The organism is Arthrobacter sp. UNCCL28 (assembly GCF_900102805.1).
Taxonomy (GTDB): Bacteria; Actinomycetota; Actinomycetes; order Actinomycetales; family Micrococcaceae; genus Arthrobacter; species Arthrobacter nicotinovorans_A.
The window spans coordinates 524894-551267 of record NZ_FMWE01000003.1; the positions used below are offsets into that span (position 1 = coordinate 524894).

24 protein-coding genes are annotated in these 26374 nt (G+C 62.3%); 18 read left to right on the top strand and 6 right to left on the bottom strand.

The window, feature by feature from the left end; all coding sequences use genetic code 11:
- Positions 1-70 precede the first annotated feature (70 nt).
- Positions 71-1072 carry an N-acetylglucosamine kinase gene (locus tag BLQ01_RS10950; RefSeq protein WP_254779368.1) on the bottom strand — a complete coding sequence of 334 codons (1002 nt, stop codon included), beginning with the start codon at positions 1070-1072 and terminating at the stop codon, positions 71-73.
- Between the two features lie 103 nt (positions 1073-1175).
- On the opposite strand from BLQ01_RS10950, the gene BLQ01_RS10955 reads away from it, so the two are divergent.
- The 5 genes from BLQ01_RS10955 (at position 1176) to BLQ01_RS10975 (ending at position 5648) form a co-directional block, all read left to right on the top strand.
- Positions 1176-1898, top strand: coding sequence for a GntR family transcriptional regulator (locus BLQ01_RS10955; protein ID WP_026540588.1), 723 nt, complete (start codon positions 1176-1178; stop codon positions 1896-1898).
- Position 1899: 1 nt separating this feature from the next.
- Positions 1900-2694 carry an IclR family transcriptional regulator gene (locus tag BLQ01_RS10960; RefSeq protein WP_091551748.1) on the top strand — a complete coding sequence of 265 codons (795 nt, stop codon included), beginning with the start codon at positions 1900-1902 and terminating at the stop codon, positions 2692-2694.
- A 173-nt stretch (positions 2695-2867) separates the two neighbouring features.
- Positions 2868-3653 (top strand): SDR family NAD(P)-dependent oxidoreductase, encoded by a 786-nt coding sequence (locus BLQ01_RS10965; protein WP_091551749.1) that lies wholly within the window; start codon positions 2868-2870, stop codon positions 3651-3653.
- Between the two features lie 37 nt (positions 3654-3690).
- On the top strand, positions 3691-5361 hold the full coding sequence (locus tag BLQ01_RS10970; RefSeq protein WP_091551751.1) for a 4-oxocyclohexanecarboxylate 2-dehydrogenase: 1671 nt from the start codon (positions 3691-3693) through the stop codon (positions 5359-5361).
- Positions 5358-5648: a Dabb family protein gene (locus BLQ01_RS10975; RefSeq protein ID WP_026540591.1), complete on the top strand. Its 291-nt coding sequence runs from the start codon at positions 5358-5360 to the stop codon at positions 5646-5648. Before BLQ01_RS10970 ends, BLQ01_RS10975 begins: the two co-directional genes overlap by 4 nt.
- Positions 5649-5713: 65 nt before the next feature.
- On the opposite strand, the gene BLQ01_RS10980 is transcribed toward BLQ01_RS10975, so the two are convergent.
- From BLQ01_RS10980 to kynA, 3 genes are read right to left on the bottom strand one after another with little or no spacing between them, the layout of a single operon-like run.
- Positions 5714-6601 (bottom strand): PaaX family transcriptional regulator, encoded by an 888-nt coding sequence (locus BLQ01_RS10980; RefSeq protein WP_091551752.1) that lies wholly within the window; start codon positions 6599-6601, stop codon positions 5714-5716.
- 6 nt (positions 6602-6607) lie between these two features.
- Positions 6608-7846: a kynureninase gene (gene kynU, locus BLQ01_RS10985; RefSeq protein ID WP_026540593.1), complete on the bottom strand. Its 1239-nt coding sequence runs from the start codon at positions 7844-7846 to the stop codon at positions 6608-6610.
- 56 nt (positions 7847-7902) lie between these two features.
- Positions 7903-8772, bottom strand: coding sequence for a tryptophan 2,3-dioxygenase (gene kynA / locus BLQ01_RS10990; protein WP_026546752.1), 870 nt, complete (start codon positions 8770-8772; stop codon positions 7903-7905).
- Between the two features lie 109 nt (positions 8773-8881).
- On the opposite strand from kynA, the gene BLQ01_RS10995 reads away from it, so the two are divergent.
- The 6 genes from BLQ01_RS10995 (at position 8882) to BLQ01_RS11020 (ending at position 13618) form a co-directional block, all read left to right on the top strand.
- The gene (locus BLQ01_RS10995) at positions 8882-9400 is read left to right on the top strand and encodes an HAD domain-containing protein (protein WP_091551754.1); all 519 of its coding nucleotides are present in this window, start codon (positions 8882-8884) and stop codon (positions 9398-9400) included.
- Positions 9401-9581: 181 nt separating this feature from the next.
- A complete protein-coding gene (locus BLQ01_RS11000) occupies positions 9582-10787 on the top strand; it encodes an inorganic phosphate transporter (RefSeq protein ID WP_026540596.1) in 1206 nt (401 codons plus the stop codon).
- A complete protein-coding gene (locus BLQ01_RS11005) occupies positions 10784-11005 on the top strand; it encodes a hypothetical protein (protein WP_026540597.1) in 222 nt (73 codons plus the stop codon). Before BLQ01_RS11000 ends, BLQ01_RS11005 begins: the two co-directional genes overlap by 4 nt.
- Before the next feature lie 384 nt (positions 11006-11389).
- Entirely contained in the window at positions 11390-12169 is a 780-nt protein-coding gene (locus tag BLQ01_RS11010) for a hypothetical protein (protein WP_139183481.1), read from the top strand.
- Positions 12166-13053: a hypothetical protein gene (locus BLQ01_RS11015; RefSeq protein ID WP_254779369.1), complete on the top strand. Its 888-nt coding sequence runs from the start codon at positions 12166-12168 to the stop codon at positions 13051-13053. The genes BLQ01_RS11010 and BLQ01_RS11015 overlap by 4 nt, the downstream gene beginning before the upstream one ends.
- 13 nt (positions 13054-13066) lie before the next feature.
- A complete protein-coding gene (locus tag BLQ01_RS11020) occupies positions 13067-13618 on the top strand; it encodes a dihydrofolate reductase family protein (RefSeq protein ID WP_026540599.1) in 552 nt (183 codons plus the stop codon).
- 4 nt (positions 13619-13622) lie between these two features.
- On the opposite strand, the gene BLQ01_RS11025 is transcribed toward BLQ01_RS11020, so the two are convergent.
- Positions 13623-14087, bottom strand: a complete 465-nt coding sequence (locus BLQ01_RS11025; protein WP_091551757.1) for a hotdog fold thioesterase — start codon at positions 14085-14087, stop codon at positions 13623-13625.
- Between the two features lie 160 nt (positions 14088-14247).
- Between BLQ01_RS11025 and polA the strand changes: the two genes are divergently transcribed.
- The 4 genes from polA to rpsA all read left to right on the top strand — a co-directional run bounded on the left by polA (position 14248) and on the right by rpsA (position 20989).
- Positions 14248-16890 carry a DNA polymerase I gene (polA, locus tag BLQ01_RS11030; protein WP_254779397.1) on the top strand — a complete coding sequence of 881 codons (2643 nt, stop codon included), beginning with the start codon at positions 14248-14250 and terminating at the stop codon, positions 16888-16890.
- Between the two features lie 84 nt (positions 16891-16974).
- The gene (locus BLQ01_RS11035; RefSeq protein ID WP_091551760.1) at positions 16975-18291 is read left to right on the top strand and encodes a GNAT family N-acetyltransferase; all 1317 of its coding nucleotides are present in this window, start codon (positions 16975-16977) and stop codon (positions 18289-18291) included.
- 62 nt (positions 18292-18353) lie between these two features.
- Positions 18354-19307 carry a polysaccharide deacetylase family protein gene (locus tag BLQ01_RS11040; RefSeq protein WP_091551761.1) on the top strand — a complete coding sequence of 318 codons (954 nt, stop codon included), beginning with the start codon at positions 18354-18356 and terminating at the stop codon, positions 19305-19307.
- 200 nt (positions 19308-19507) lie between these two features.
- A complete protein-coding gene (rpsA, locus tag BLQ01_RS11045) occupies positions 19508-20989 on the top strand; it encodes a 30S ribosomal protein S1 (protein ID WP_026540604.1) in 1482 nt (493 codons plus the stop codon).
- Between the two features lie 92 nt (positions 20990-21081).
- Here rpsA and BLQ01_RS11050 read toward each other — a convergent pair whose 3' ends face one another.
- The gene (locus BLQ01_RS11050; protein WP_091551763.1) at positions 21082-21771 is read right to left on the bottom strand and encodes an IMPACT family protein; all 690 of its coding nucleotides are present in this window, start codon (positions 21769-21771) and stop codon (positions 21082-21084) included.
- 22 nt (positions 21772-21793) lie between these two features.
- Between BLQ01_RS11050 and coaE the strand changes: the two genes are divergently transcribed.
- From coaE to BLQ01_RS11065, 3 genes are all read left to right on the top strand, one after another.
- Entirely contained in the window at positions 21794-23032 is a 1239-nt protein-coding gene (gene coaE, locus BLQ01_RS11055; protein WP_091551764.1) for a dephospho-CoA kinase, read from the top strand.
- A 29-nt stretch (positions 23033-23061) separates the two neighbouring features.
- A complete protein-coding gene (gene uvrB, locus BLQ01_RS11060; RefSeq protein ID WP_026540607.1) occupies positions 23062-25161 on the top strand; it encodes an excinuclease ABC subunit UvrB in 2100 nt (699 codons plus the stop codon).
- A 168-nt stretch (positions 25162-25329) separates the two neighbouring features.
- Positions 25330-26358, top strand: coding sequence for a TerC family protein (locus tag BLQ01_RS11065; RefSeq protein WP_026540608.1), 1029 nt, complete (start codon positions 25330-25332; stop codon positions 26356-26358).
- Positions 26359-26374: the final 16 nt, after the last annotated feature.

Genomic DNA, 26374 nt, shown 5'->3' on the forward strand with positions numbered 1-26374 from the left:
CCAGCCACCGATCGTGAAAGGCATGGCTCCAGACTACTCCGGTTACCTGTGCCTATCACCTGTTCGCGCGTCAGGCTTTAATCAGTTGCCGTGCCAGTTCAACCGCCCCGTGGACCGGTGTTTGGGCGAGGATCCGGATTGATGAGGGATCCTCCAAGGAGACTTTCCTGGCAACGGCGCCGGCGAGTTCGCTGTGGTTCACCAGCAGGCTGCCCGCCATGACCAGGGGCAGGTCCAGGCCGAGTTCGCCAAGGACCTGTCGAGCCAACGCCGCAAGGTGATGTGCGGCTTCAGCCTGGATCCGGACCGCGGCGTGATCGCCCTCAGCCGCCAGCTCGAGAACCAGGGGAGCCAGGGTTGCCCAGTGGTCAGGTTCCGGCTTCGCGTAGAAGGAGTCCATCAATTGCAAGGCGTCCACGTTCGCTGTGGCTGCCATGAGCGCGCGGACCATGGTGCCAGGTTCCAGTCCGGCGTAGTACTCCCGCAGGGCTTCTCGAACCGCGTCCCGCACCACGGAGTATCCGCCGCCCTCGTCGCCCAGCAAGTAGCCGTAGCCTCCACTGCGGGCTTGAATTCCGTCCCCGTTCCGGCCCCAGGCTACCGAACCGGTACCTGCAACCAGGACAACGCCGGCGTCCAGGCCTGCTGCAGCGAGAACGATGCGGGTGTCATGGACCACCTCTATGCGGGCACCAGGGAAGTGTTCGGTCAGCAGGGCGGACAGAACTGCCCGGCTGGCCGGGGTGTCCGCGCCCGCAGCTCCTGCGCACACGGCCTCGATTCCGCTTCCCACACTAGCGGCGATTCTGCGCAGGACTGCGTCGGCTCCTTGGTGGCCCACGGAGGAGAGGTTGGCGCTCGCTTCTGTGATTTCCATGCCCTCACCGTTTGCGTGGGTGGCATCCCACCGGACAGCGTGGGTCTTGGAGCCGCCGATGTGCAGGCCAAGGACCGCCGGAGTGGTTTCCGAAGGCCCAGTGGCATCTGCCTTCAACGCAGAGGCACCCGCTGCAGCGCTCTCGACGCTGGGGCTTCCTCCGCCGTTTTCGGGGAACTGCTGTACTTCCTCCACTGATGTCCCTTCGTTTTCCGGCGTGTCAGACCAGCGTGGTCCACAGCGGCTCACTTCAGATTGGCATAGACCAATAATGTTGTCTACAAGTAGGATGTCCAATATGCCACCAGACGCCGTCCCAGGTACACCCAAGTACTACCTCCTCAAGACCGAGGTTCTTGGACTTATCGCGGGCCTTAAACCCGGCACCCTGATCCCCACCGAGCGCGCACTGGCCGAGAAATACACCACGTCCCGCACCACAGTCAGGCAAGCCATCAGCGAACTCGTGGCCGAGGGAAAGCTGGGCCGCATCCAGGGGCACGGAACCTTTGTGGCGCCTCCCAAGGTGACCCATGTCAGGCAGTTGACCTCCTTCTCCGATGACGCCCGCAACCAGGGATTGCGGCCCGATTCCACGACGCTTGCCTTGGGAGTCGTCACCTCAGAGGCAGCAGTAGCCGCCTGTTTGGGCCTTGATCCAGGCGATCCCGTGACCCGCCTCGAACGCATCCGGCTTATTGACGGGGAACCGCTGGCACATGAGGTTGCCTGGCTTCCCGGCAAGCTTCCAGGCTTGAAGTCCCAGCTTGCCAAGGCAGGTTCGCTCTATGCCGTCCTGGCCGATGCCTACGGCCGGCGCGTGGCCGACGTCGAGGACACCGTGGAGACGGCCCTGGCCGGGCCGGAGGATGTCAGGCTGCTGGGGATCGAGATGGGAGCGCCTTTGTTGGTGGTGCACCGGCTGGCCCGCGACGCTGCGGGGACCCCGGTGGAGTGGACCCGCAGTGCGTTCCGCGGGGACAGATTCCGGTTCGTATCCCGGGTGAAGGCAGGAGACTGAGATGGCCAATTCGTCCTCAGGGGAGTCGATAATCCGGCGTTTCGTGCGGCTGGTTGGAGCGTTCGACGACGCACACCTCACCATGAGCGTCGCCAACCTGGCCAGGCGCTCGGGGCTGCCGGTGACCACCACCTACCGCCTGGTGGATGAACTCCTCCATGAAGGGCTGCTGGAGCGCGAAACCAGCGGCGAGGTCCGGATCGGAACCAGGCTGTGGGAGTTGGTCTCCAGGAGTTCGCGCATGGTGGGCCTGCGTGAAGCGGCGCTGCCCTTCATGGAAGACGTTCAGTCGGTGGTCCAGCACTCCACCACTTTGGGAATCCTGGATTCTGAAGAGGTGTTGTATATCGAACGGATTGGCTTCCGGGATTCATTGGTTGACATCACGAAAGTTGCCGGCCGCCTCCCGGTCCACGGAACCTCATCCGGGTTGGTGTTGCTGGCTTACTCACCACCGGCTTACCAAGACCTGTTCCTGGCGCGAACGCTGGAAAAGTTCACCGATGCCACGCTGACCGATCCTGACGAGTTGAGGCGGCACCTGGCCAACATCCGGCAACGGGGCTTCGCCTCCATGCCCGGGATCATCGTGCCCGAATCCAGTGGAATCGCAGTCCCTGTCTTTGGCCGCAGCAGTACCGTGGTTGCAGCCCTCAGCGTAGTGGTGCCCAGAAACGAAGAAAACGCTGCGGCGCGGGTGCCGGTCCTGATGACTGCGGCACGCGGAATTTCCCGCGCGCTTGGTTGGCGGGGAGAACTCAAGGGCGCCGTCCGGCAAAGCAACGGAAGCATCTGATTCCCGTTCATCGGTAACCCTGTGGTTCCACTCACACATCCACTGGCAGAGTTGAATCCAGCAGGGCACCCGCCCGAAACCCACCACACCACGGCCTCATGGGGGCCTCTGTTGTGCTGCCCTGCCGTACCCGGGTTTGAGAAGCGGCAACGCCGCGGCAGGAGGAATTGGTCATGGAAACTGCAACGCAGCCGAGCCCGGAGTCCGGAGGCAGGCGGGTGGAAGGAAAGGTCGCAATCGTCACCGGCGGCAGGGGGGACCTGGGCGGCGCCACAGCCCGCCTCCTTGCCCGGCACGGTGCGATCGTGGCCAGCTTGGACCAGTCAGGAACAACTGCAACGGACGCCCATCCCGGCATCACCGAGTACGACGTCGACGTCACCAATGAACACAGCGTCGCCCAGGCTGTGAAGCAACTGAGCGGCGACCTTGGCCAGCCGGACATCCTGGTCAACGCAGCAGGAATCATCGGTCCGGCAGGTGCCAGCCACACTGCCAGCATGGACCAGTTCAACCTCATTTTCGACGTCAACGTCAAAGGGGTGTGGCTGATGACCAAGCACGTGGTTCCGGCGATGATCGCCAAAGAGTCCGGCAGCATCATCAACTTCTCCTCCATCCACGGGCTGACCGGCGGGCGCAATGTCCCGCTGTACCACGCCACCAAGGGAGCAGTCCGGCTCTTGAGCAAGTCGGACGCAGCGGCATACGGGGCATATGGGGTCCGGGTGAATTCCATCCATCCCGGCTCCATGAACACCCGGATGAGCCGGCACTCAGCAGAACAGTCGGACATTGGGGCGGAGGCGTACTACCAGCAACTGGTAGGCGGAAATCCTCTCCCTCGCCAAGGCGAGCCTGAGGAAATCGCCTACGGAGTCCTCTACCTGGCCTCGGACGAATCCCGGTTTACCACCGGATCCGAATTGGTCATCGACGGCGGCTACACGGCTGTCTGACCACCAGAACTTTTCACGCCCTACGAGAGGTACCACCATGAAATACCTGAACGGCACCCCTGCCGATACCTATGACGTCGTCGTTGTCGGTTCCGGCGCCGGAGCCCTGACCGCAGCCGCCACGGCCGCACGTGCCGGCAAGTCCGTCGTCGTACTGGAAAAGACCGAATTGCTGGGCGGCACGTCCGCAGTATCCGGAGGCATGCTGTGGATTGCGGACAACCATCATGCCCGCGAAGCGGGGCTGTCCGATTCCAAGGAAGCGGCGGCCCGGTATGTCCGCGCCGTTGCCCGCGGACGGAGCCGCGAAGAACTGCTGGATGCGGCACTCACCTACGGTGACACCATGCTCCGTTTTACCGAAGACGAATGCGGCCTGCAGTTCATTTTCCTGGACAACTTTCCCGACTATCGCCAGGACCTGCCCGGTTCCGTGGAAGGCGGAAGGACTGTTGAACCCGGGCTTTACAATATTCGCGAGGCTCTCGGCGGGCTCGCAGCCCACGTCCGCTCCGACGGAAGGGCGCCCTTCACCATGCAGGAGTACGAGGCCTGGGGTGCATTCACCAAGTTCCCCTGGGAAAAACTGAACCAACGGCAGGAGCAGGGGCTCGTGGCCAAAGGCCAGGCCCTGGTGTCCATGCTGTTGGCCAGTTTGGTCAGGGACAGCGCCGCGCTGGTGGTTGGTGCCCGCGGGCAGAAGCTGTTGAACGACGGCGGCAGGGTAGTGGGTGTACAGCTCGAGTCAGGGGAGATGTTCCACGCCAACGACGGCGTCGTCCTCGCCACGGGCGGTTTCGAATGGGACAAGGCACTTGCGGACTCATTGTTGGCTTCACGGCTCTACATCATGTGTTCTCCGCCGTCGAATACCGGCGATGGCCTGAAGATGGCCCAGCGGGCAGGTGCCCAAATCCGGGGAACCCGCGAAGCCTGGTGGGCGCCAATGTCCATCACAGGCGACACCCGCGATGGAGCGCCCGTGGGGACCCTGCTCCGTTTTGAGCGGCAAGGGCCGGGCTCCCTTATGGTCAACCGCCATGGCCGGCGGTTTGCCAACGAGTCCCAGAACTACAACGACCTCGCCCGCTGCCTGCAGTCATGGGATTCGCCCAACAACCAGACACTGAACACACCCGCACATGTGGTGTTCGACCACAGCTACCTGGAGCGCTTCGGCGTCCTGGCACACCGGGCAGGCCAGCCGACGCCGGACTACCTGGTGGAGGGTGCCACGTTGGCGGAACTGGCCGCCAGGATCGGTGTCCCCGCCGGGAACCTGGAGGCCACCGTTGATCGCTTCAACCTCCATGCTGTCAAGGGCGAAGACCCCGACTTCGGCCGTGGCGACAGTGCGTATGACAAATACTGGGGCGACGACGACTGCCCGTGGCCCAACCCGTCCCTGGGTCCGCTGCAGACCGGGCCGTTTTATGCAATGGAGGTGGTCAATGGAGCTTTTGGCAGCAACGGAGGTGTAGCCACTGACGGCCTTGCCCGGGTTCTGGACGTGGACGGCGATCCCATCCCCGGCCTCTTCGCCGCGGGAAACACCACGGAAAATGCCTATGCTGCAGGCTACCCGGGAGCAGGCGCCACCCTGGGACCCATCATGACCATGGGCTACCTGGCGGGCCGCACCATCGCGGGCGAACCAGCGGAATACAGGCCGGCAGAGTTGGCGGATGCAACAGGAGCCCAGGCGTGATCCGGCACGCAGTGCTGTTCAAGTTCAAGGCTGACTTCCCTGCTGCGGACATGATGGCCTGGCGGAAAGGACTGGACCGGCTGGAGGGCAACATTCCAGGCCTCCTGAAGTTCACGCACGGGGCAGATGTCCTCCGGCATGGCCGCTCCTTCGACTACGCGATTGTTGCTGACTTCAACGCCGCCGAAGACCTCGAGGTATACGACACGCATCCGCTGCACGAGCCTCTCAAAATGTACTCACTTCCCAACAGCGAACAGATTATTGCCGTGGATTTTGTGCTCTAGCTGTAGTTCCCTCGGAGGTTGGGCACAGTGCGGCCAGGGCACGTCAGCACTCCCTCAGCGCTGGATCAGGGGACAGCGGGGGTAATTCCCGATGTTTCCTTCAGGGTCCGGCGGACAAACTCTGCGCCGGGCTCCGCGTAGGCAGCAACAATCCGGCCAAACAGCTCCGCACCTTCGGCCCCGGGCCAGTCCTCCGGCAGGAATTCCGGTGGCAGCCCGGGGTCGAGGTAAGGGATGATCCGCCATCGGTCAATGCACTGCACGTAAATGGAGAAGGCATCCGCGGACGGTTGCACCGTTGTGCTCTGGGGCCTTGAAGCATCGGAACCCTGAGCTCTTGCCGAACCGTGCTCACGGATGAAGTCCCCATGGAGCGCGGCCACTGCGTCCAGGTCCCACCACTTGGCGGCTGCCTCCCGGAGGCTGCCGCCAACCAGGGGAGTTCCCGTCACAAAGATTGTGGCCATGTCCCGGATCGACAGGTCAGTGAGGATCTCCTCAACTTCTTCGCGCAATGTATCAGGGCAGATCCACAAACCCGCGGCCACCGTCCCACAGCCGATCCAGTGGAGCCGGCGCCGCAACTGGTGCCTCTTTTCGCGTTCCGTTTCGGGAATGGAGAAGGAAATCAGGCACCAGGGGTCCTCCAACGACATGCTGCGGGGGTTATAGATGCGGCGGTCACCACGTGCCAGCATGGTTGCAGCGCCGTCGGTGAGGGTGAACCCGGGAATCCCGGCGCGCGTCTCCTGGAGCACCACGTCCTTCTTCCGCAACCGGCCCAGGGCAGTGCGGGTTACTGTTCCGGACGTTCCCAAGGCCTCCATGAGCACAACAATGTCCTTGGCGGACATCCATCCGCCGGCGTCACGCAAGTACAGGCCAATAACGGTTCGCAGCAACGACGTGGTACTCCCTGGACGGGAGTCCATGTCGTCAAGGACGGCGCTCATTCCGGGTTACTGCAGTTCAGAGAGCGCGTCGCGGATTGCTGTCACTCCCAGTTCGACTTCGGCAAAGCTTGTGCTCAACGGCGACAAGCCAATGCGAAGGCCGTGCGGAGGGCGGAAGTCGGGGATGACACCCTTTTCCCAGAGCTTTGCGGTGACATCCGAGAAGAGGGGGTGGTCCACAGTGATGTGGGATCCGCGCTCGGCGACGTCACGGGGGCTGACGATTTCAGCGCCCAGCGGAACCAGGAGTTCTTCGGAAAGGGCGATCGCGTATTCGGTGAGCTTGATGGATTTGGCGCGGACTGCGTCCATGCCAACAGAGGCGATCAGCTCCAGCATGTCCTTCATGGGCTGCATGGCCAGCACGGGAGGAGTTCCTGTGATGAACCTGCGCATTCCTTGGGCAGGGCGGTAGCTGTCCGTCATGCCAAACGGGTTTTCAGCTCCCATCCAACCCCAGATGGGTTGCTGGAGGCGGTCCTGCATCGAGGAGTTGACATAAGCGAACGCCGGCGAACCCGGGCCACCGTTGAGGTACTTGTAAGTACAACCTACGGCGATGTCCACGCCCCATTTGTCCAGCTCAAGGGGCACCGAACCTACGGAGTGGCAAAGGTCCCACAGCATCAGTGCGCCGGCCTCGTGCACTTTCGCGGTGATTCCCTCGGCGTCGGCCAGGAACCCGGAGCGATACGCAATGTGGCTCAGGACCACTACCGCTGTCCTATCACCCAACAGTCCGTCCAGGTCCTCCGCGCGCACGCCGCTGGAAGGGTTTGCGGCGATCCATTTGATGCTCGCACCACGTTCCGCGGCAATGCCTTCGATGATGAAGCGGTCCGTGGGAAAGTTGTCGCGGTCAATGATGATTTCATCCCGGCCCGGTTGGGCGTCCACCGCCGCACGGATCATCTTGTAGAGCATCACGGACGTGGAGTCGCCCACGGTGGTCTGCCCTGCGGCCGCGCCCAGGGTCACCTCACCGATACGGTCTCCCACCGTGATCGGCTCATCCATCCACTGCTCATCCCAACCCCGGATGAGGCGGCTGCCCCAGGACTTGTGCACAAAGGCATCCAGGTTCGCAGCCGTGACTTTCAGTGGGCGTCCCAGCGAATTGCCGTCCAGGTATGAGGCAAGCTGATCGGCGTCGGGCGCGTAGAAAGCATCGCGCTGGGCGGCAAGGGGATCAGCGGCGTCCAGTTCGGCCGCCGTTGGCCGCTGGGTCTGCTGTGCTGTGGTCATGGTTCCTCCTGGGGAAAATGTGTGGCCGGGCAATGGCCCGGTGGTGGCCTGGATGCTTAGTTACCGATTTCGGTACGGACGGCGTAAAGCTCGGGGAAGAAGGTGAGGTCCAGGGCGCGCTTGAGGAAGTCAACCCCCGAGGATCCTCCAGTGCCCACCTTGAAACCGATGGTCCGCTGGACCGTCCGCAGGTGGCGGAACCGCCAGGCCTGGAAGTTGTCCTCGATGTCCACCAGGTCCTCGCAAGCCTCATACAGGCCCCACGGAGTGTCGTCCGATTCATAGATCTTCTGGAAAATAGGCACGAGGTCCTGGCGGAAGGTCCACGGCTCGCTGGTGTCGCGCTCGAGGATGTCAGTGGGGATCCCGTATCCGGCGCGTGAAAGGACAGCAAGGAAAGCGTCGTACAGCGTGGGTTCCTCCAGGAGTTTGCCAAGCAGCGCATGCGCTTCGGGCTCGCTTTCGAACACCCGCAGCATCCCGCGGTTCTTGTTGCCCAGCAGGAATTCGACAGCACGGTACTGGTAGGACTGGAAGCCCGATGAACTTCCCAGGAATCCACGGAACTGCGAATATTCGCGCGGGGTGAGGGTTCCCAGGACGGACCACTGTTCGGTCATCGTGCGCTGGATAGCCTTCACGCGGGCGATGCACTTCAGGGCTTTGCCCAGGTTGTCGGCATCAAAAAGCCGGCGTGCTTCGAGGAGTTCATGAAGGACCAGTTTGAGCCAGAGCTCGCTGGTCTGGTGCTGGATGATGAACAAAAGTTCATCATGGTGTTCCGGTTGGCTAAGGGGGTGCTGCGAGCTGAGCAGGTGGTCAAGGTCCAGATATCCGCCGTAGGACATGGCGTGCCGGAAATCAGTGCGGACTGTGTCCTCGATATCCCGGACGCTCTGGGCGGAATGGACTGTGGGCTTTTCCATGACTTGAGATTATCACTTCCATGACGCACGTCAAGGGATTGATTTGTGATCTGGTTGAGCCCGGAGTCCCGTAGGCTGAAGGCCAACCATTGGGGAAGGGGGAGTGGCCATGGAATATGCCGGCAGCGCCGCCGTGCCCGTGTCCATCTACTTGGATGTCGATGGCGTGGTAAACCCCTTCAGCCCTATGGGGACCACCGACTGGGGCGGCGAATGGGCAACTGCCGACGCCGGCATCCTGGAGGTGGCTTTCGCGCCGGAATTGGTTGCCGGACTCAATGACCTCGCTGCCCACCCTGCTGCGCGTTTCGTTTGGCTGACCACGTGGGAGCGCCTTGCCCCCGAGTTTCTCTGCCCTGCCATTGGCCTCAACGGTCAGGAGTGGCCCGTCCTGTCCAGCCAAGGCTGGGACCAGGGGCCCGAGTGGTGGAAGTTTGTAGCCCTCCAGAAGGATCTGGCGTCCTCGGGAAGCCAGCGGATCGTATGGCTCGATGACCAGCTCAACAGGGAATCCGATGCCCTTTCCTGGGCCGAATACCAGCAGGACCATGTGCTTTGTATCTCACCCGATCCCCGTAAGGGACTGTCGCCGGGCGACCTTGCCGCTGTTCGGGAGTATCTGGGCTGAAGCCCAGGGAAGATACGTTTGTCCGCTCACAGGATGCCACGTAGGATTCTTAAGGTTTCAAGCCCGCCAGAGTGAATGCCGCAAGCAGAGTCAGTTGAACAGTTGCTGAACTATGCTGTGGATGGCAGGTATGGGGAAGTGAAACTGCTGAACGTCGTCGACTCTGCAGATTGGGCAACAGGTGGATATCACCTTCATGGTCGCGCTGGTAATAGCGTTGGCCCTATTCTTTGACTTCACCAACGGATTTCACGACACCGCAAATGCGATGGCTACGCCCATCGCTACGGGGGCGATCAAGCCCAAAACGGCCGTTGCCCTGGCCGCCGTGCTGAACCTCGTGGGCGCCTTCCTCTCCACGGAAGTAGCCAAGACCATTTCCGGCGGGCTGATCCGGGAGGGATCCGATGGCATCCACATCACTCCCGATATTATTTTTGCCGGACTGATGGGTGCTGTCCTGTGGAACATGATCACCTGGCTTAAGGGCCTGCCTTCGAGTTCGTCGCACGCTTTGTTCGGCGGACTGATCGGCGCAGCCGTTGTGGGCATCGGATTCCACTCCATCAATTTTGAGACCGTGCTGCAGAAAGTGATCCTGCCCGCCGTCTTCGCGCCCCTGATCGCGGGACTGGTGGCGTACATCTGTACCCGCCTGGCCTACGCGCTGACCTCACGGCACGATCCCGAGACCGGTGACAAGCTCACGCAGAAACGTGGCGGCTTCCGCACCGGTCAGATTTTTACCTCCAGCCTCGTAGCGCTGGCACACGGCACCAACGACGCCCAGAAGACCATGGGCATCATCACCCTGGTCCTTATTGCCGCCGGCACCCAGGAACCGGGCAGCGGTCCGCAGTTCTGGGTCATCGCAGCATGTGCCTTCGCCATCGCCATCGGCACCTATGCCGGCGGTTGGCGGATCATCCGCACCATGGGCTCCGGGCTGACCGAGGTCAAACCGGCCCAGGGTTTCTCCGCTGAAACCAGCACCGCGTCGGCCATTCTCGCCTCCTCCCACCTCGGCTTTGCCTTGTCCACCACGCAGGTCGCTTCGGGCTCAGTCATCGGCTCGGGCCTGGGCCGCAAAGGCACCTCCGTTCGCTGGGGTACCGCGGGAAAGATTGCTTTGGGATGGCTCTTCACCCTTCCAGCGTCCGCAATTGTCGGTGCGCTGACAGCGCTGCTGGTGGGCATCGGCGTCGTGGGTGTCATTATTGCCGCGGTGGTGGGAACGGCAGCAGTGCTGTTCATGTTTGTCGCGTCCCGCAAATCGCACGTGGGCCACCACAACGCTGTCGAGGTCGAAGAGGCCCACCACGCGGTGCGGTTCCGCAAGAAAAAGAAGAATCAAAAGACCAGCAAAAACGAGGATGCGCAGCGATGAAATGGTTGGAATTGCTGCAGGTTGCCGGCGTGACCCTGGTGGCAGCCGTGACGCTGGTGGTCCTGTACTCCTTGGGAGTGCGGCTCACCGCCATCGCCGGTGACGCCCAGCAAAAATCACCCGGACTCGTTCGCTCACTGGCGTTCGTTTGTTTCGGCGTCTGCGGCGTGGCCGTATTGTTCGGAATCTACTTGATAGTTCCCTACTTCGGAAAGTAGCGGCATCTCTGGCCGTCCGCGGCATTCGGGAGAATAATCAGCAATGTAGTTATGCACATAACTGCGTGGTTGTGATCCGGTAGATGCGGGGCTGTCATGAAATGCCCATCCCGAAGCCAATCCCTTGGACTGGCCCTGGTTCCGGTCTTGACGCTGGCGCTTTGTGCCTGCCTTCCGCCGGCTCCCCAGGGAGAATCACCCTCTCCCGGTTCCTCCACGGCGGCTGCGCCCGCCCAGCCAAGTTCAAACAACGTAGTCCCTACGGCCACCCAGCCGGCGGGTCCTGCAGGGCCCGGGGCGCCGAAGGCAGAGGCTCCAGTGGTTCGTTGGGTCCCCATAGGACCGGTCGGGCCGAATGATCCCACCTCCGGACAGCGGTACCTTTTGCTTCAGCAATTCCAGTGCGATGCCTTGGTGGACATCGTGCAGGGGGCGGACGATGCCGCTGTATGGCTGGCCGGCGCAGCGGTATGCAAGGCGCTTCAAAGCGGGGCCCAGCAGGACTGGCAGCGCGCCTCCATCGCCGTTGCTGCCACGCCGCGGATTCCGCAAACCCAATGCCTGGAGTTCAGGGTGGCTGCCACCGCTGCGTCCCTGCTGGCGCAGCACCGGAGCAACCCCAATGCGGTCTTCACCGTAGAACCAGGGCAGGGCGAGGCCTGCCCGCGGCAGCTCGTTGGCCTGACGGTGGTGGACGAAGAACTCAGGCCCGTCCACGGACTGGCGCGGGCGTCCGGGCCCAGTACCGGCGGAACGATTGTCCGCCTGGACGGCTACTACGTCCGCGTAGGCGATGTCCTGTTCGACGGCGTCCCGGCGGACGCTGAATTCGTCGCCGCCAGGGACGACTACAAGCCCGTCTATTTGCGGATGCCGCCTTCAGGCGGGCGGGACTCCATCCGTATCTCCATTACGGACACAGTGGACGTTGCCGGAACGGTGACCTTCTTCTATGACGACTCCGGCGGTTCCGCCCAGTCCCCGGGCACCGGGAATCCACCACCCGGCAATGGCCCTACCCCCACTGCACCTGCCACTCCACCTGCCACTGCGCCACCGTCAAGCGGGCAGGAGCCGGGTGGGCAGGAGTCCGGGCAGCCGTCCGCAACGCAGCCGCCGGCAACGCCGCGTGCCAGCGGTGCCAGCCCCACGGCCGCACCGTGAGCGACGCACCGGATACCGAAGAGCAAATCAACAACACCCGTTGGCAGCGGACCCTTCAGGTCCTCCAGGTCATCGGGCCCCCCTTGACCGTGGCAACAGCATTGCTGGTCTACTTCGGGTGGGCGCGTACGGATGCCAAAGCCATGGGCCTTGACGTCAGCCTGTTCGGCTACACGGTGCAGGACTTCATCCTGCGGAGCATCCAGTCGCTGTTCCAGCCGCTGGCATGGCTGGTGGTCATTGGCCTGCTGTGGCTCATGCTGGACCGTGCTGTGTCGCGGCTTCTCGAGGCAGGGCGCTACAGGAAGGCGGTCCGCCTGGCCGGCACTGTGGTGATGCTGCTCGGCTTTGCCTACGCTGCGGCCATGTGGCTTGCCGTTTCCGCCCGCCCCGAGCAGATCCTGCTGTACGTGCCTTTCCTGATCGCAGGGGGACTGGTGGTGGGGGCATGGGGCATGAACCTCAGGCGCAGGGCCGATGACCGTACAGAGCCCCCACCGCGGACTCTGCAGGCACCAAGGGCCCTTGAGAGGTCATTGGTGTTCGTCCTCGTCACCCTGTTGCTCTTTTGGGGTACGTCCGACTACGCCCAGGCGCTGGGCAGGGGAGCGGCCCTGGATTACCAGGCCCGCTCGAGCCTGTTGCCAACAGCGGTGGTCTACAGCAAAGACCGCCTTGCCGTTGGTGCTCCAAATGTCCGCGAGGAATCGGCCGGCTCCGAGGGGGCCCCGCTCTACCGGTACACGGGGCTGAGGTTGCTGGTGGTCAGCGGCGGACGGATCTTCCTGCTCAATGACGGCTGGTCGCTTGAGCGGGGGCGCGTGGTGGTGCTGCAGGACGACGGCAGTGTCCGGGTCGAGTATGGGAACCCTGCCTCCGACTGACTAGGCTGGCTCCATGGCGACCTTCCAGTATTACGTGGCTTCCACCATCGATGGCTTCATTGCCTCGGCGGACGACGACCTTGGCTGGCTCCTGCAGTTCGATCAGGTCGAAGGCGTCAACGAGGGCATCGAGTCCTTCATGGCCGGCGTTGGGTGTATTGCCATGGGCGGGGACACCTACCGATGGCTCCTGGAGCACGAGCCCGGCGCATGGCCCTATCCGGACCTTCCCAGTTGGGTTTTTACCCACCACGAGTATTCTGCTCCGGCCGGAGCCAACATCACTTTTGTCCGCGGAGACGTCAGGGAGTTTGCTCCGGACCTGCTCAAGGATGCCGGCGACAAGAATGTCTGGCTGGTTGGCGGTGGGGACCTGGTGGCCCAATTCGCCAATGCCGGCCTCCTGGACGAGATGATCGTCACGATTGTGCCGGTGGTGCTGGGAGCGGGAAAGCGGCTGTTGCCGCTCCAAGGCCCGACGGCGCCACTTGAGCTGGTTTCGCACAAGATCATTGGCGGGGCAGCGGCCGAGCTGCACTACCGGCTGCCGACGGGCCGGGCTTAGGGGGTCAGTGGCGGTTGTCCCGGATCATGTTGGTGATCCTGGCCGTTGAGAGGCGGCGGCCCTTGTCGTCGGTGATGACGATCTCGTGCGTAGCCAGCGTGCCGCCCAGGTGAATGGCCGTGCAGGTGCCCGTGACCAGGCCGCTGGCTACTGAACGGTGGTGGGTGGCGCCAACCTCGATGCCTACGGCATGGCGGCCCCTCCCTGCATGGAGGGATGCTGCAAAGGAGCCCAGCGTCTCTGCAAGGACAACGTGGGCGCCACCGTGAAGGATGCCCGCCACTTGGGTGTTTCCTTCAACCGGCATGGTGGCGACCATTCTCTCTGCGCTCATCTCAGTGAAACGGATACCGAGTTTTACCACCAGCGCTCCGACGCCGTGCGCCGAAAGCCAATCGTGGAATTGTTCGGGCACCCCTGCCTCGTTGAGTTCGTCGACAAAGGGGTTCGGCGTGAAATTGTCCATCATGCCAACTAGGCTGGCACCTGTGAGTGAAACAACCAAACCGGACCAGGTTCCAACGGCCCAAGCTGCTGCCATCGCGACAGCACCCACCCCCTCTGCCACAGCATCGGCCGGAACCACGGGGGAGGGCCGGCCCAGGCTGCTGGTCCTGGACGGCCACTCCATGGCGTTCCGGGCTTTTTATGCCCTTCCCGCAGAGAACTTCTCCACAGCCCGGGGGCAGTACACCAACGCAGTCCATGGGTTTACCTCCATGTTGATCAACCTGATCAAGGACCAGAAGCCCACGCACGTCGCCGTGGCTTTTGACGTCTCCGACGACACCACCTTCCGGAAAGCCGAGTACAGCGAATACAAGGGTGGGCGCAATGCCACGCCCGCAGAATTCGCCGGCCAGATCGGCCTCATCGCCAAGGTGATGGAGGCATGGGGCATCAAGACCATTGCCATGCCTGGATACGAGGCAGACGACGTCCTGGCTACCCTGGCCGCCCAGGGCGACGCCGCCGGTTTTGAAGTCCTCCTTGTCTCCGGTGACAGGGATGCCTTCCAGCTGATCAACGACAACGTTTTTGTGCTCTACCCCAAGCAGGGCGTGAGCAACATCCCCAGGATGGACGCCGCAGCCATCGAGGAAAAGTACTTCGTCAAGCCCGGCCTGTACTCGGACCTCGCTGCACTTGTCGGCGAAACGGCCGACAACCTTCCCGGCGTCCCCGGAGTGGGTCCCAAGACGGCCGCCAAATGGATCAACCTTTACGGCGGCCTCGAAGGAATCCTGGAAAACCTTGACTCCATCGGGGGCAAGGTGGGCGGTGCCCTGAAGGAGAACCTGGAGAACGTCAAGCGCAACCGCCGGCTCAACCAGCTCCTGACCGACCTGGAGCTGCCCCTTGCCCTGGAGGACCTCCACGAGCCACGCCCGGACCGCCAGGCCATCGAGGAACTTTTTGAGGAACTTGAGTTCCGTACCCTGCGTACCCGGTTGTTCGATCTTTACGGTGATGACACCGCCGGTGAGGCGCCTGACACGATTGAAGCCCCGGAGTTTGCCTCGCTCACGGATGCCTCGGGACTGCGGGACTTCTTCTCTGCAGGGGCGGGGGTCCGTTCCGCCCTGGCTGTCCACCTGGTTCCTGGACGGATCGGTGAGGACGCCAATGCCCTGGCTGTGGTGAGGAACAACGGCGCCGCCTACATCGAGCTCACGGCCCTGGATGCTGAAGCGGAGTCCGTCCTGGCCACATGGCTGCAGGACCCCGAAGAAGCCAAAGTCCTGCATGAGTTCAAGTCCGCTCTCAAGGCCCTGCACCACCGTGGCCTGGGCTTGGAAGGCGTAGTGGATGACACCTCCATCTCGGGTTACCTGATCCAGCCGGACCGACGCAGTTACGACCTCGCCGAGCTCGCACAGGTCCATCTGAAGATCTCGCTTACCACCGCTGTTGCCGCATCCGGGCAGCTGGAGCTTGACCTCTCCGGCGAAACGGACCAAGCTGCCGCAGCAGCGCTCGTCCAGCAGGCCGCCGTCGTGCACGCCCTCAGCAAGCACTTCGAAACTGAACTTGCCGCCATCAAGGCCGATGCCCTCCTGACCACGCTGGAACTGCCGGTGGCACGTGTCCTTGCCCAGATGGAACTGACCGGGATTTTCGTCTCCACCGACCGCATGGACGAGCAACTGGCCGATCTCACGAAGGTGATCGAAAGTGCCCAGGAACAGGCTTTCGCGGCTATTGGGCATGAAGTCAACCTGGGTTCGCCCAAGCAACTCCAGACCGTCCTGTTCGAGGAACTGGGACTGCCCAAGACCAAGAAAATCAAGTCCGGCTACACCACCGATGCCGCGTCCCTGAAGGGATTGCTGGAGAAAACCGGGCACGAATTCCTGGTCCAGCTAATGGCGCACCGAGAGTCTTCCAAGCTGGCCCAGATGGTGGAAACGCTGAAGAAATCCGTGGCTGAGGACGAGCGCATCCACACCACGTACGCGCAGAACATCGCCGCCACAGGCCGCATCTCCTCCAACAACCCCAACCTGCAAAACATCCCTGTGCGCAGTGAAGAGGGTCGTCGGGTTCGGGGCATCTTCGTGGTCAGTGAAGGGTACGAATGCTTGTTGTCGGCCGACTACTCACAGATAGAAATGCGTATCATGGCGCACCTTTCCGGCGACGAAGCCTTGATCCAGGCCTACCGCGACGGTGAAGACCTGCACCGTTTTGTGGGTTCCCGGATCTTCAACGTTGAGCCGGCCGAAGTCACCAGCGCCATGCGTTCCAAGGTGAAGGCGATGTCCTATGGTTTGGCTTATGGCCTGACCTCCTTCGGCTTGTCCAAGCAGCTGGAAATTTCCGTGGATGAGGCACGCACGCTCATGAAGGACTACTTCGATCGCTTCGGCGGCGTACGCGACTACCTCCGCGGCGTTGTCGACCAAGCCAGGACGGACGGCTACACGGCCACCATCGAAGGCCGCCGCCGTTACCTGCCGGACCTGACGAGCACCAATCGCCAGGCGCGGGAAGCAGCCGAACGCATTGCCTTGAACTCGCCCATCCAGGGCTCCGCCGCGGACCTCATCAAACGGGCCATGCTGGGAGTCTCGGCCGAGCTCGCGGGCCAGGGCCTGAAGTCCCGGATGCTGCTGCAGGTCCACGATGAACTGGTCCTCGAAGTTGCTCCGGGTGAGCGCGAAACCGTGGAGAAACTGGTAATCGAACAGATGGGTTCAGCTGCCCGCCTCTCAGTTCCCCTTGATGTCCAGATCGGCGTCGGTTCCAGCTGGTACGAGGCTGGACACTGATCCAGCCGGGAATTCCACGTAACGCCGCAGGGCGCGCCGCTGTGATGGTGGCGCGCCCTGCGGCGTCTGGCTAGGCTCGGGAACGTGGCCGATCCCAATGAACCAAACCCGCAAAAGTACTCTGTCCGCCGTTTCCCTGCTGTTGCAGACAAAGAAGACTCCGATGCCTACAGCCGTTGTGCCACTTGGGTGCAGGCTGTATCTCATGGATTCCACCAACAAAAGCGCGATGACGAGTACATCGCCAGGACCCTCAGCGCCTACAGTGCCGATCAGCGCGAGCTGACGGGCGTCTACATCAACGGCAGTGTCCCTGAGCATTCGCTGGGCGCCGACGTTCCGGTGGCGACGTACGCCACCATGCGCAAAGCGTTGAACGTTGGCTTTGGCCGGCAGCTCGAAGCCAACCTGGTCACCGCCGTGACGGTCCGTGGCACGCACCGGCGGAATGGCATACTTCGCGGCATGATCACTGCCGACCTCGAAAGCGCCAAGGACGACGGCCTGGCCATTGCGGCACTGACGGCTTCGGAAGGAACCATTTATGGTCGCTTCGGTTTCGGCGTGGCTACCTTTGAACGCAGTATCAAGGTAGACACCGGCCCACGCTTCAGGTTGAAGGGTGAGCCGGTGGGAACTGTTGAAGCCGCCGATCCTTCCGTGCTACTGGAGTTGGCACCCCGCGTATTCGACCGGCTCCAGCGGCTTTCGCCTGGCTCGGTGGACCGTCAGGAGTACTACCGACTGCTCGCATCAGGTTCCATCGGTCAAGACGGCAAGCCTGACACCAGCGTCCGCTGTGCTCTGCACTATGACCTCACCGGGGCGTTGGACGGCTACGTTTCCTACCGCTTCAAGGGGTGGGACCACAAGCCGTACACCATGGAAATCGTGGATTTCGTTACGGCCACCCAGGCCGCCTACCTCGATTTGTGGCGCTTCATGGGCAGCATCGACCTCATTGAAGAAGTCGTGTGGGCTGAGGCGCCTGTGGACGATCCCCTGGTGTGGGCCCTTGAGGACCCAAGGTGCGTGGATGCCTCCGATGTCCGCGACATGCTGTGGCTCCGGATCCTGGACATCGGGGCAGCCCTGCAAGCCCGGCACTACCCCTCAGCGGGACGCCTGGTGCTGGAGGTGGAGGACTCCCTGTCCCTGGCCGGCGGCAGTTGGGTTCTGGAGTCCGACGGCGGTGCTGCCGCCGTCGTTTCTGAAGCCGCGGGAGAGGCGGCCGACTTGAGCATGGACATTTCCGATCTTGCCTCCATCTATCTTGGTGCAGTGTCGCCGGCGACGTTGGCCGCGGCGGGACGCATCCGGGAGAAGTCGGCGGGTGCAGCGTTCCTCGCCCAGCAACTGTTCGCGGTGGAACGTCCGGCTCACTGCCTGACTCATTTCTAGGCTCCACCACTAATGCGCAACACCTGACCACACGCAATTCCATACTGAAATTAAGGACATCCATGGGGGATTCCAAGCGGCGGCCTGTGGCCGGCCGGCGATCAGTGCTGCTTGGAATGGCGGGCCTCGCGTCCGCTGCCCTGGCGGCCTGCTCGTCGGTTGAACGACCAAAAAATGCGGCAGCGCCTTCAGTGGCGCCTCTGGTGGCGCCGCCGACAGGCCCGGCGACGCCACCGCCGTCGATCGCTGCCAGATCCAGCGAACAGGCCGCTGCTGCCCTTGCGCCTGCGGCCAAGGCCACAGCAACCGTGCTTCCGGACAAACAGCAGATCATGGCCGAATTCGCCGGGCGGCGGCCCAAAGAATGGGGTCTGCATGTCACGGGAGTGGTGAACGATTCGGCCTCGAAGCACGTGGCGCTGACCTTCGACGCATGCGGTGGCCCGGGAGGCACTGGATGCGACCACGCGCTGCTGAAGACGCTGCGCCGGCTCCATGTCCCGGCCACGCTCTTCATCAACAGCCGCTGGCTCCAGGCCAACCCGTCACTCGCCGCCGAACTGGCCGCGGAACCGTTGTTCGAACTGGCCAATCATGGAACGCTGCACCAACCGTTGTCGGTCACCGGAAGGGCCGCCTACGGGATCGCAGGAACTGCCAACACCGCTGCCGCCTACGATGAACTGATGGGAAACCAGGCGTTGATGCAGGAACTGATCGGTACTCCGCCCGGCTTCTTCCGTCCCGGAACGGCTTTCTACGACGACGTCGCTGTGGAGATGACCAGAAGGCTGGGGCTGCTGCCGGTCAACTTCACCATCAACGGCGATGGTGGCGCGACTTATCCTGCATCGACCGTGGCGGGCGAGGTAGGGCGGGCAAGGGCCGGCGACATCGTCATATCGCACTTCAACAGGCCCGCGGCGGGCACGGCTGAAGGCTATGGCCGGGCCTTGCCGGGAATGCTGGACAGGGGAGTCACGTTTGCACGGCTGGGAGATGTCCTGACCTTGTGAGACTCCTTTTGACCCTGCTTTGCCAATGCGACTAGAATAAACGGGCGTGTACTACGTGCATGCATCCATTTTGTATTAAATCCATTTTGTATTAATCCACAAATCAGGATGACCCGGCGCTTTGCCGTGTTCTGCCGTCCGGAACCGGACGGCAGCGGTTTGCCTGACCGACTCACTATCCACAACGGAGCCCCTACTACATGACCATCACCTCCACCGAGAAGCCCGGTACCCCCGTAGTCGCCATTAACGACATCGGTACCGCTGAGGACTTCCTCGCAGCTGTCGACGCCACCATCAAGTACTTCAACGACGGTGACCTCGTCGAAGGTACCGTCGTCAAGGTCGACCGCGACGAAGTTCTGCTCGACATCGGTTACAAGACCGAAGGTGTCATCCCTTCCCGCGAGCTTTCCATCAAGCACGATGTTGATCCCGGTGACGTCGTCGCCGTTGGCGATCAGGTCGAAGCTTTGGTTCTCACCAAGGAAGACAAAGAAGGCCGTCTGATCCTCTCCAAGAAGCGTGCTCAGTACGAGCGCGCCTGGGGCGACATCGAGAAGGTCAAGGAAGAAGACGGCGTCGTTACCGGTACCGTCATCGAGGTTGTCAAGGGTGGCCTCATCCTGGACATCGGCCTGCGTGGCTTCCTGCCCGCATCCCTCGTCGAAATGCGCCGCGTCCGCGACCTCGCTCCGTACATCGGTCAGCAGATCGAAGCCAAGATCATCGAGCTGGACAAAAACCGCAACAACGTTGTGCTCTCCCGCCGTGCATGGCTCGAGCAGACCCAGTCCGAGGTTCGCTCCACGTTCCTCAACAAGCTGGAAAAGGGCCAGGTTCGTCCGGGCGTTGTTTCCTCCATCGTCAACTTCGGTGCCTTCGTGGACCTGGGCGGCGTAGACGGCCTCGTCCACGTTTCCGAGCTGTCCTGGAAGCACATCGACCACCCGTCCGAGGTTGTCGAGGTTGGCCAGGAAGTCACCGTCGAGGTCCTCGAAGTGGATCTGGACCGCGAGCGTGTCTCCCTGTCGCTCAAGGCTACGCAGGAAGATCCGTGGCAGACCTTCGCCCGCACCCACGCCCTCGGCCAGGTTGTTCCGGGTAAGGTCACCAAGCTGGTTCCGTTCGGTGCGTTCGTTCGCGTCGAAGACGGCATCGAAGGCCTCGTGCACATCTCCGAGCTGGCTGTCCGCCACGTTGAGCTCGCCGAGCAGGTTGTCTCCGTTGGCGACGAACTGTTCGTCAAGGTCATCGACATCGACCTCGAGCGTCGCCGCATCTCCCTCTCCCTCAAGCAGGCTAACGAGGGCGTTGACGCTGACAGCACCGAGTTCGATCCCGCTCTGTACGGCATGGCCGCTGAGTACGACGAAGAGGGCAACTACAAGTACCCCGAGGGCTTCGACCCCGAGTCGAACGAATGGCTCGAAGGCTACGAGACCCAGCGCGCAGCTTGGGAGCAGCAGTACGCTGACGCCCAGACCCGTTGGGAAGCCCACAAGAAGCAGGTTGCCCAGCACGCTGCTGACGACGCTGCTGCTGCAACGTCCGGTGAGAGCGATTCCGGCACCACGAGCTACTCCTCGGAGCCGGCTGCTGCTGAGTCCAACACCGGCGGCGGTACCCTGGCGTCCGACGAAGCACTCGCTGCACTGCGTGAGAAGCTGACCGGCAACTAATTCCGCCTCCCTCACGGGATGTGCTGAATAGCCAAAGAAGGACCCCTGCCTCCGGGCAGGGGTCCTTCTGTCTTAGGCCGCAATCAGATTGATCAGCGCGGTACGTCGATCCATTCCGTGCCGAGGGGTTTGAGTTCTGCCCGGCCGGCGGTCAGGGACGCCAGCTTGGAACGGGCGTCGGCGATGGTTGCCGCATCATCTGCCAGGGCAACGTTGAGGGTTGTGTGCCGGGGTCCATAGGACGAACCGGCCATGACATACCCGGAACTGCGAAGTTCGTTTTCCAGCCGACCGGCCTCTTCGTGGAGAACGTCGACGGCGCACAAACGCAGCCTTTGGCGCCGAACCAGCGGAGCCGGATCCAGCGCAGCAGAGACCGATTCAGAATATGCGCGGACCAAGCCGCCGGCGCCCAGCAGGATACCCCCGAAATAACGCACGACGACGACACTTACGTCGCTGAGGTCCGTCACCCCTGGCGCTGTCTCACGCTTGATGAGAGCCTCCAACATGGGGATGCCCGCAGTGCCGGAGGGTTCGCCGTCGTCGTTGGAACGCTGGACCTCCCGATCCGGGCCAATGACGAACGCGGAGCAATGGTGCCGCGCATCATGGAATTCGCGCCTCAGATCGGCCACAAGCGCGCGGGCAGTCCCTTCATCGGGGGATCGGCGGAGAACGGTAATGAACCGCGAACGACGGATCTCAAGCTCGTGGCGGAAATCCTCGCCCGCAGCCAGGGTTGTGTACGTTGTTGCCCGGCTCTGATCCTCAATTTCCACCGCTTCAGTCTAGTGTTGAGGGGTGTTGAAGATCGGACTGACGGGCGGCATTGCCTCGGGTAAATCATTGGTTGCTGCCAGGTTGCAGAAATTGGGTGCACTGCTCATTGATGCAGACCTCATCGCCAGGCAGGTGGTGGAACCCGGCACAGCCGGCTTGGACCGCATCACAGCTGCCTTCGGCCCTGGCATTCTCGACGCCGAGGGCCGGCTCGACCGACCAAAGCTCGGGTCCGTCGTGTTCCGGGACCCGGCACAACGGGAGCTCCTTAACAGCATTGTCCATCCGTTGGTGCGGGAAAAAGCAGCAGCCATGATGGCCGGCGCCGGTCCCACCGACATCGTGGTGCAGGATATTCCGCTGCTTGTGGAGACTGGCCAAGGCAGCAACTTCCACTTGGTGGTGGTGGTGGACGCACCCGAAGAGGTGCGTCTGCAGCGCATGGTGGATTTCCGGGCAATGACCGCGGAGGATGCACAGGCGCGCATGGCTGCCCAAGCTACCACTGCTGAACGTAACGCCGCCGCAGACGTTGTTTTGGCCAATGCCGGCGCCCGCGAAGAACTGCTTGCCCAGGTTGACGCTTTGTGGACGGGCAGGTTGGTGCCCTTTGCCGAAAATTTGGGTCAGGGTCAACGGGCAGGACGGCATACCGGGCCAGTCCTGTCGCCAGCCAATCCGGACTGGACCCGCCAGGCCGGGGTACTCACAGCCCGTATCGCAGCGGCCGCTCCTGCACGGATCCTGGCCGTGGACCATGTGGGTTCCACTTCCGTGCCCGGGCTTGCGGCCAAGGATGTGATTGACCTTCAGGTTGCTGTGGCTGACCTCGAAACAGCCGATGACATAGCGGCCCAGCTGGCGGCGGCCGGCTTTCCGTCGGTGCCGGGAGTCAACCAGGACACTCCCAAGCCCGGAAACCCCGATCCCGCGGAGTGGCAGAAGCGTTTCCACGCCAACGCTGATCCGGGCCGGCCAGTAAACCTGCATGTACGGGTGGCCGGCTCAGCCGGATGGCGTTATGCCTTGCTTTTCCGCGACTGGCTGAGGTCCGAGCCCACCGCCCTGGCAATGTATGAGGCGCATAAACTCGAAATTTCGGAAGCACATGCGGGGGATGGGGACACTGAGGGCTATGCCGAGGCCAAGGAGCCGTGGTTCACCCAAGTGGCCTGGCCGCTCATGGCTCAGTGGGCCGCCCGCACGGGGTGGCAGCCGCCGTCGTACCAGTCTTCTGCTGACGGCAAACGCGGACAGTAGCTGACCGGGACCGGGGGTAGATTTGATGTATGAGCCTTGCCCAGGAGATCAATCGTGTCGTCGCGCCGTTCGAAGTCATCAGCGAGTTCAAGCCTGCCGGCGATCAGCCTACTGCCATTGCAGAGCTGACTGAACGGATCAACAACGGGGAAAAGGACGTCGTCCTCCTCGGTGCCACTGGTACGGGTAAGAGCGCCACCACTGCGTGGCTGATCGAGCAGGTCCAGCGACCCACCCTGGTGATGGTTCAGAACAAGACCCTTGCCGCGCAGCTTGCCAACGAATTCCGTGAGCTTCTGCCCAACAATGCGGTGGAGTACTTCGTCTCGTACTACGACTACTACCAGCCAGAGGCATACGTAGCGCAGACAGATACCTTCATTGAGAAGGATTCCTCCATCAATGAGGAAGTCGAGCGGCTCCGGCACTCAGCCACCAACGCATTGTTGACCCGCCGCGACGTCATCGTGGTGGCCACGGTCTCCTGCATTTACGGCTTGGGTACGCCGGAAGAGTACATTGCCGGCATGGTGACGCTCCGCAAGGGCGCGGAGATGAACCGCGACCACCTCCTGCGGAAGTTCGTCTCCATGCAATACGCCCGCAATGACATGGACTTCCACCGGGGAACGTTCCGGGTCCGCGGCGACACCGTGGAGATCATTCCCATGTATGAGGAACTGGCCATCAGGATCGAATTCTTCGGTGATGAAATCGAGAACATCCAGACCCTCCACCCCCTCACCGGCGAAGTCCTCCGTGATGAAGAGGAAATGTACGTTTTCCCGGCGTCGCACTACGTTGCCGGTCCCGAGCGCATGGCCCGTGCCATCAAGCGCATTGAAGACGAACTGGCAGACCGCTTGAAGGTGTTGGAAAGCCAGAACAAGTTGGTGGAGGCGCAGCGCCTGCGGATGCGGACCACCTACGATCTCGAAATGATGCAGCAGATGGGCTTCTGCAACGGCATCGAGAACTACTCCGTCCACATCGACGGACGGAACCCCGGGACAGCACCGCACTGCCTGATTGACTACTTCCCGGACGATTTCCTGCTGGTAGTCGATGAATCGCATGTCACCATCCCGCAAATCGGCGCGATGTACGAAGGCGATATGTCCCGCAAGCGGAATCTCGTGGACTTTGGCTTCCGCCTACCGTCGGCGATGGACAACCGGCCGCTGAAGTGGGATGAGTTCCTGGAACGCATCGGCCAAACCGTCTACCTCTCGGCAACACCGGGCAAATACGAGCTGGGCAAGGCCGATGGCTACGTGCAGCAGATCATCCGCCCCACCGGCCTGATCGACCCCGAAGTGGTGGTCAAGCCCACCAAGGGCCAGATTGACGACCTCCTGGGCGAGATCAGGACGCGCACGGAAAAGAATGAGCGCGTCCTGGTGACCACCCTGACCAAGCGCATGGCCGAAGACCTCACCGACTACCTGGTGGGCCACGGCGTCAAGGTGGAGTACCTCCACTCCGATGTCGACACCCTGCGGCGCGTGGAATTGCTCCGTGAACTGAGAATGGGTGTCTTTGATGTCCTGGTTGGTATCAACCTTCTCCGTGAAGGCCTGGACCTCCCTGAGGTTTCCCTCGTCAGTATCCTCGACGCCGACAAGGAAGGCTTCCTGCGGTCCTCCACATCCCTGATCCAGACCATTGGCCGCGCAGCACGTAACGTCTCCGGCCAGGTCCACATGTACGCTGACCGGATTACCGACTCGATGGCCCATGCCATTGAAGAAACCAACAGGCGCCGTGCCATCCAGGTGCAATACAACACAGACCACGGCATTGATCCCCAGCCACTGCGCAAGAAGATCGCCGACATTACGGACCAGCTGGCCAAGGAAGACGCAGACACCCAGGAGCTGCTGAACAACAACCGGCTGGCCAAGGGCGGCAAACGCGGCAAGTCCGCTGCCAAGGGTGCTGCCACTGTTCGACAGGACGGCCTCGCCGCGGCTCCCGCGGAGGACCTGGTGGGACTTATTGAGCAACTGACAGAACAAATGCACGGGGCGGCAGCTGAATTGCAGTTCGAAGTGGCGGCCCGCATCCGTGACGAAGTCAAGGAGTTGAAGCGCGAATTACGCCAGATGCAGTCCGCAGGGCACGCCTAAGGTAAAGTTGTGGTCACGTAGGGGAGTATCCCAAGCGCTATGTCCGTCAGCACGCAAGGCACAGATGCCTCGCCGGACCTAGCGGGCCGCCAATTTCTGCATTCACCGCACCCTGGCAGGCCGGAGAGACTTACACCGCTTTCCCGTACCCTGCGAAAGGCACCTTTAATGCAGCTTCCCGTCTGGTTTGAGATCGGCTCCTTTGTCGTTCTCGGAATCATTTTGCTGATTGACCTCCTGTTGGTCGTCAAGCGCCCCCACGAACCTTCCATGAAGGAAGCCGGCCTGTGGGTCGGCTTCTACGTCGGCCTGGCCCTGCTGTTCGCCGTGGCCATGTTCTTCTTTGCCGGCCCGGAGTACGGCGGACAATTCGTCGCCGGCTGGGTCACTGAGTACAGCCTGAGCATCGACAACCTCTTTGTCTTCATCATCATCATGGCCCGCTTCTCGGTGCCCCGTAAGTACCAGCAGGAAGTGCTGATGGTGGGCATCATCATCGCCCTGATCCTTCGCGGTATCTTCATCGCCCTCGGCGCTGTGGTCATCGAACAGTTCAGCTGGGTCTTCTACATCTTTGGCGCTTTCCTTCTGTGGACCGCCTGGAAGCAAGCCAAGGATTCCGGCGAAGACGAAGAAGAGGGCGCTGAGAACCCCCTGATCGCCCGCCTTCGCAAGGTCCTTCCGATGTCCGAGAAGTTCGACGGCGGCAAGTTGCGCACCGTGGTTGACGGCAAGAAGGTCTTCACCCCCATGCTGATCGTCTTCGTGACCATCGGCCTGACTGACCTCCTGTTCGCAGTGGACTCCATCCCCGCGATCTTCGGCCTGACCCAGAGTGCATTTATCGTCTTCACAGCGAACATCTTCGCGCTCATGGGCCTGCGCCAGCTGTACTTCCTCCTCGGTGGACTCATGACACGCCTGGTCTACCTGAAGCACGCCCTGTCCGTGATCCTGGCCTTCATCGGCGTCAAGCTGGTCCTGCACGCCATGCACGTCAACGAGCTTCCGTTCATCAACGGTGGCCACCACATCGAGTGGGCTCCCGAGATTCCCACCTACGTCTCTCTAGCGGTCATTGTGGGAACCATCATCGTTGCCGTTGTGGCCAGCCTCCTGAGCCCCCAGGCACGGCAGGCCAAGTTGGATGCCCGGCTGGAAGAGGATGCCAAAAAGAGCATGAGCGAGGCAGACTAACTCTCCCCGGAAAGTT

Coding starts and splice junctions, on each gene's coding strand:
- BLQ01_RS10955 (WP_026540588.1), top strand. CDS start 1,176: ATGCCACCAGACGCCGTCCCAGGTACACCCAAGTACTACCTCCTCAAG.
- BLQ01_RS10960 (WP_091551748.1), top strand. CDS start 1,900: ATGGCCAATTCGTCCTCAGGGGAGTCGATAATCCGGCGTTTCGTGCGG.
- BLQ01_RS10965 (WP_091551749.1), top strand. CDS start 2,868: ATGGAAACTGCAACGCAGCCGAGCCCGGAGTCCGGAGGCAGGCGGGTG.
- BLQ01_RS10970 (WP_091551751.1), top strand. CDS start 3,691: ATGAAATACCTGAACGGCACCCCTGCCGATACCTATGACGTCGTCGTT.
- BLQ01_RS10980 (WP_091551752.1), bottom strand. CDS start 6,601: ATGAGCGCCGTCCTTGACGACATGGACTCCCGTCCAGGGAGTACCACG.
- kynU (WP_026540593.1), bottom strand. CDS start 7,846: ATGACCACAGCACAGCAGACCCAGCGGCCAACGGCGGCCGAACTGGAC.
- kynA (WP_026546752.1), bottom strand. CDS start 8,772: ATGGAAAAGCCCACAGTCCATTCCGCCCAGAGCGTCCGGGATATCGAG.
- BLQ01_RS10995 (WP_091551754.1), top strand. CDS start 8,882: ATGGAATATGCCGGCAGCGCCGCCGTGCCCGTGTCCATCTACTTGGAT.
- BLQ01_RS11005 (WP_026540597.1), top strand. CDS start 10,784: ATGAAATGGTTGGAATTGCTGCAGGTTGCCGGCGTGACCCTGGTGGCA.
- BLQ01_RS11020 (WP_026540599.1), top strand. CDS start 13,067: ATGGCGACCTTCCAGTATTACGTGGCTTCCACCATCGATGGCTTCATT.
- BLQ01_RS11025 (WP_091551757.1), bottom strand. CDS start 14,087: ATGATGGACAATTTCACGCCGAACCCCTTTGTCGACGAACTCAACGAG.
- polA (WP_254779397.1), top strand. CDS start 14,248: ATGGCGTTCCGGGCTTTTTATGCCCTTCCCGCAGAGAACTTCTCCACA.
- BLQ01_RS11040 (WP_091551761.1), top strand. CDS start 18,354: ATGGGGGATTCCAAGCGGCGGCCTGTGGCCGGCCGGCGATCAGTGCTG.
- rpsA (WP_026540604.1), top strand. CDS start 19,508: ATGACCATCACCTCCACCGAGAAGCCCGGTACCCCCGTAGTCGCCATT.
- uvrB (WP_026540607.1), top strand. CDS start 23,062: ATGAGCCTTGCCCAGGAGATCAATCGTGTCGTCGCGCCGTTCGAAGTC.
- BLQ01_RS11065 (WP_026540608.1), top strand. CDS start 25,330: ATGCAGCTTCCCGTCTGGTTTGAGATCGGCTCCTTTGTCGTTCTCGGA.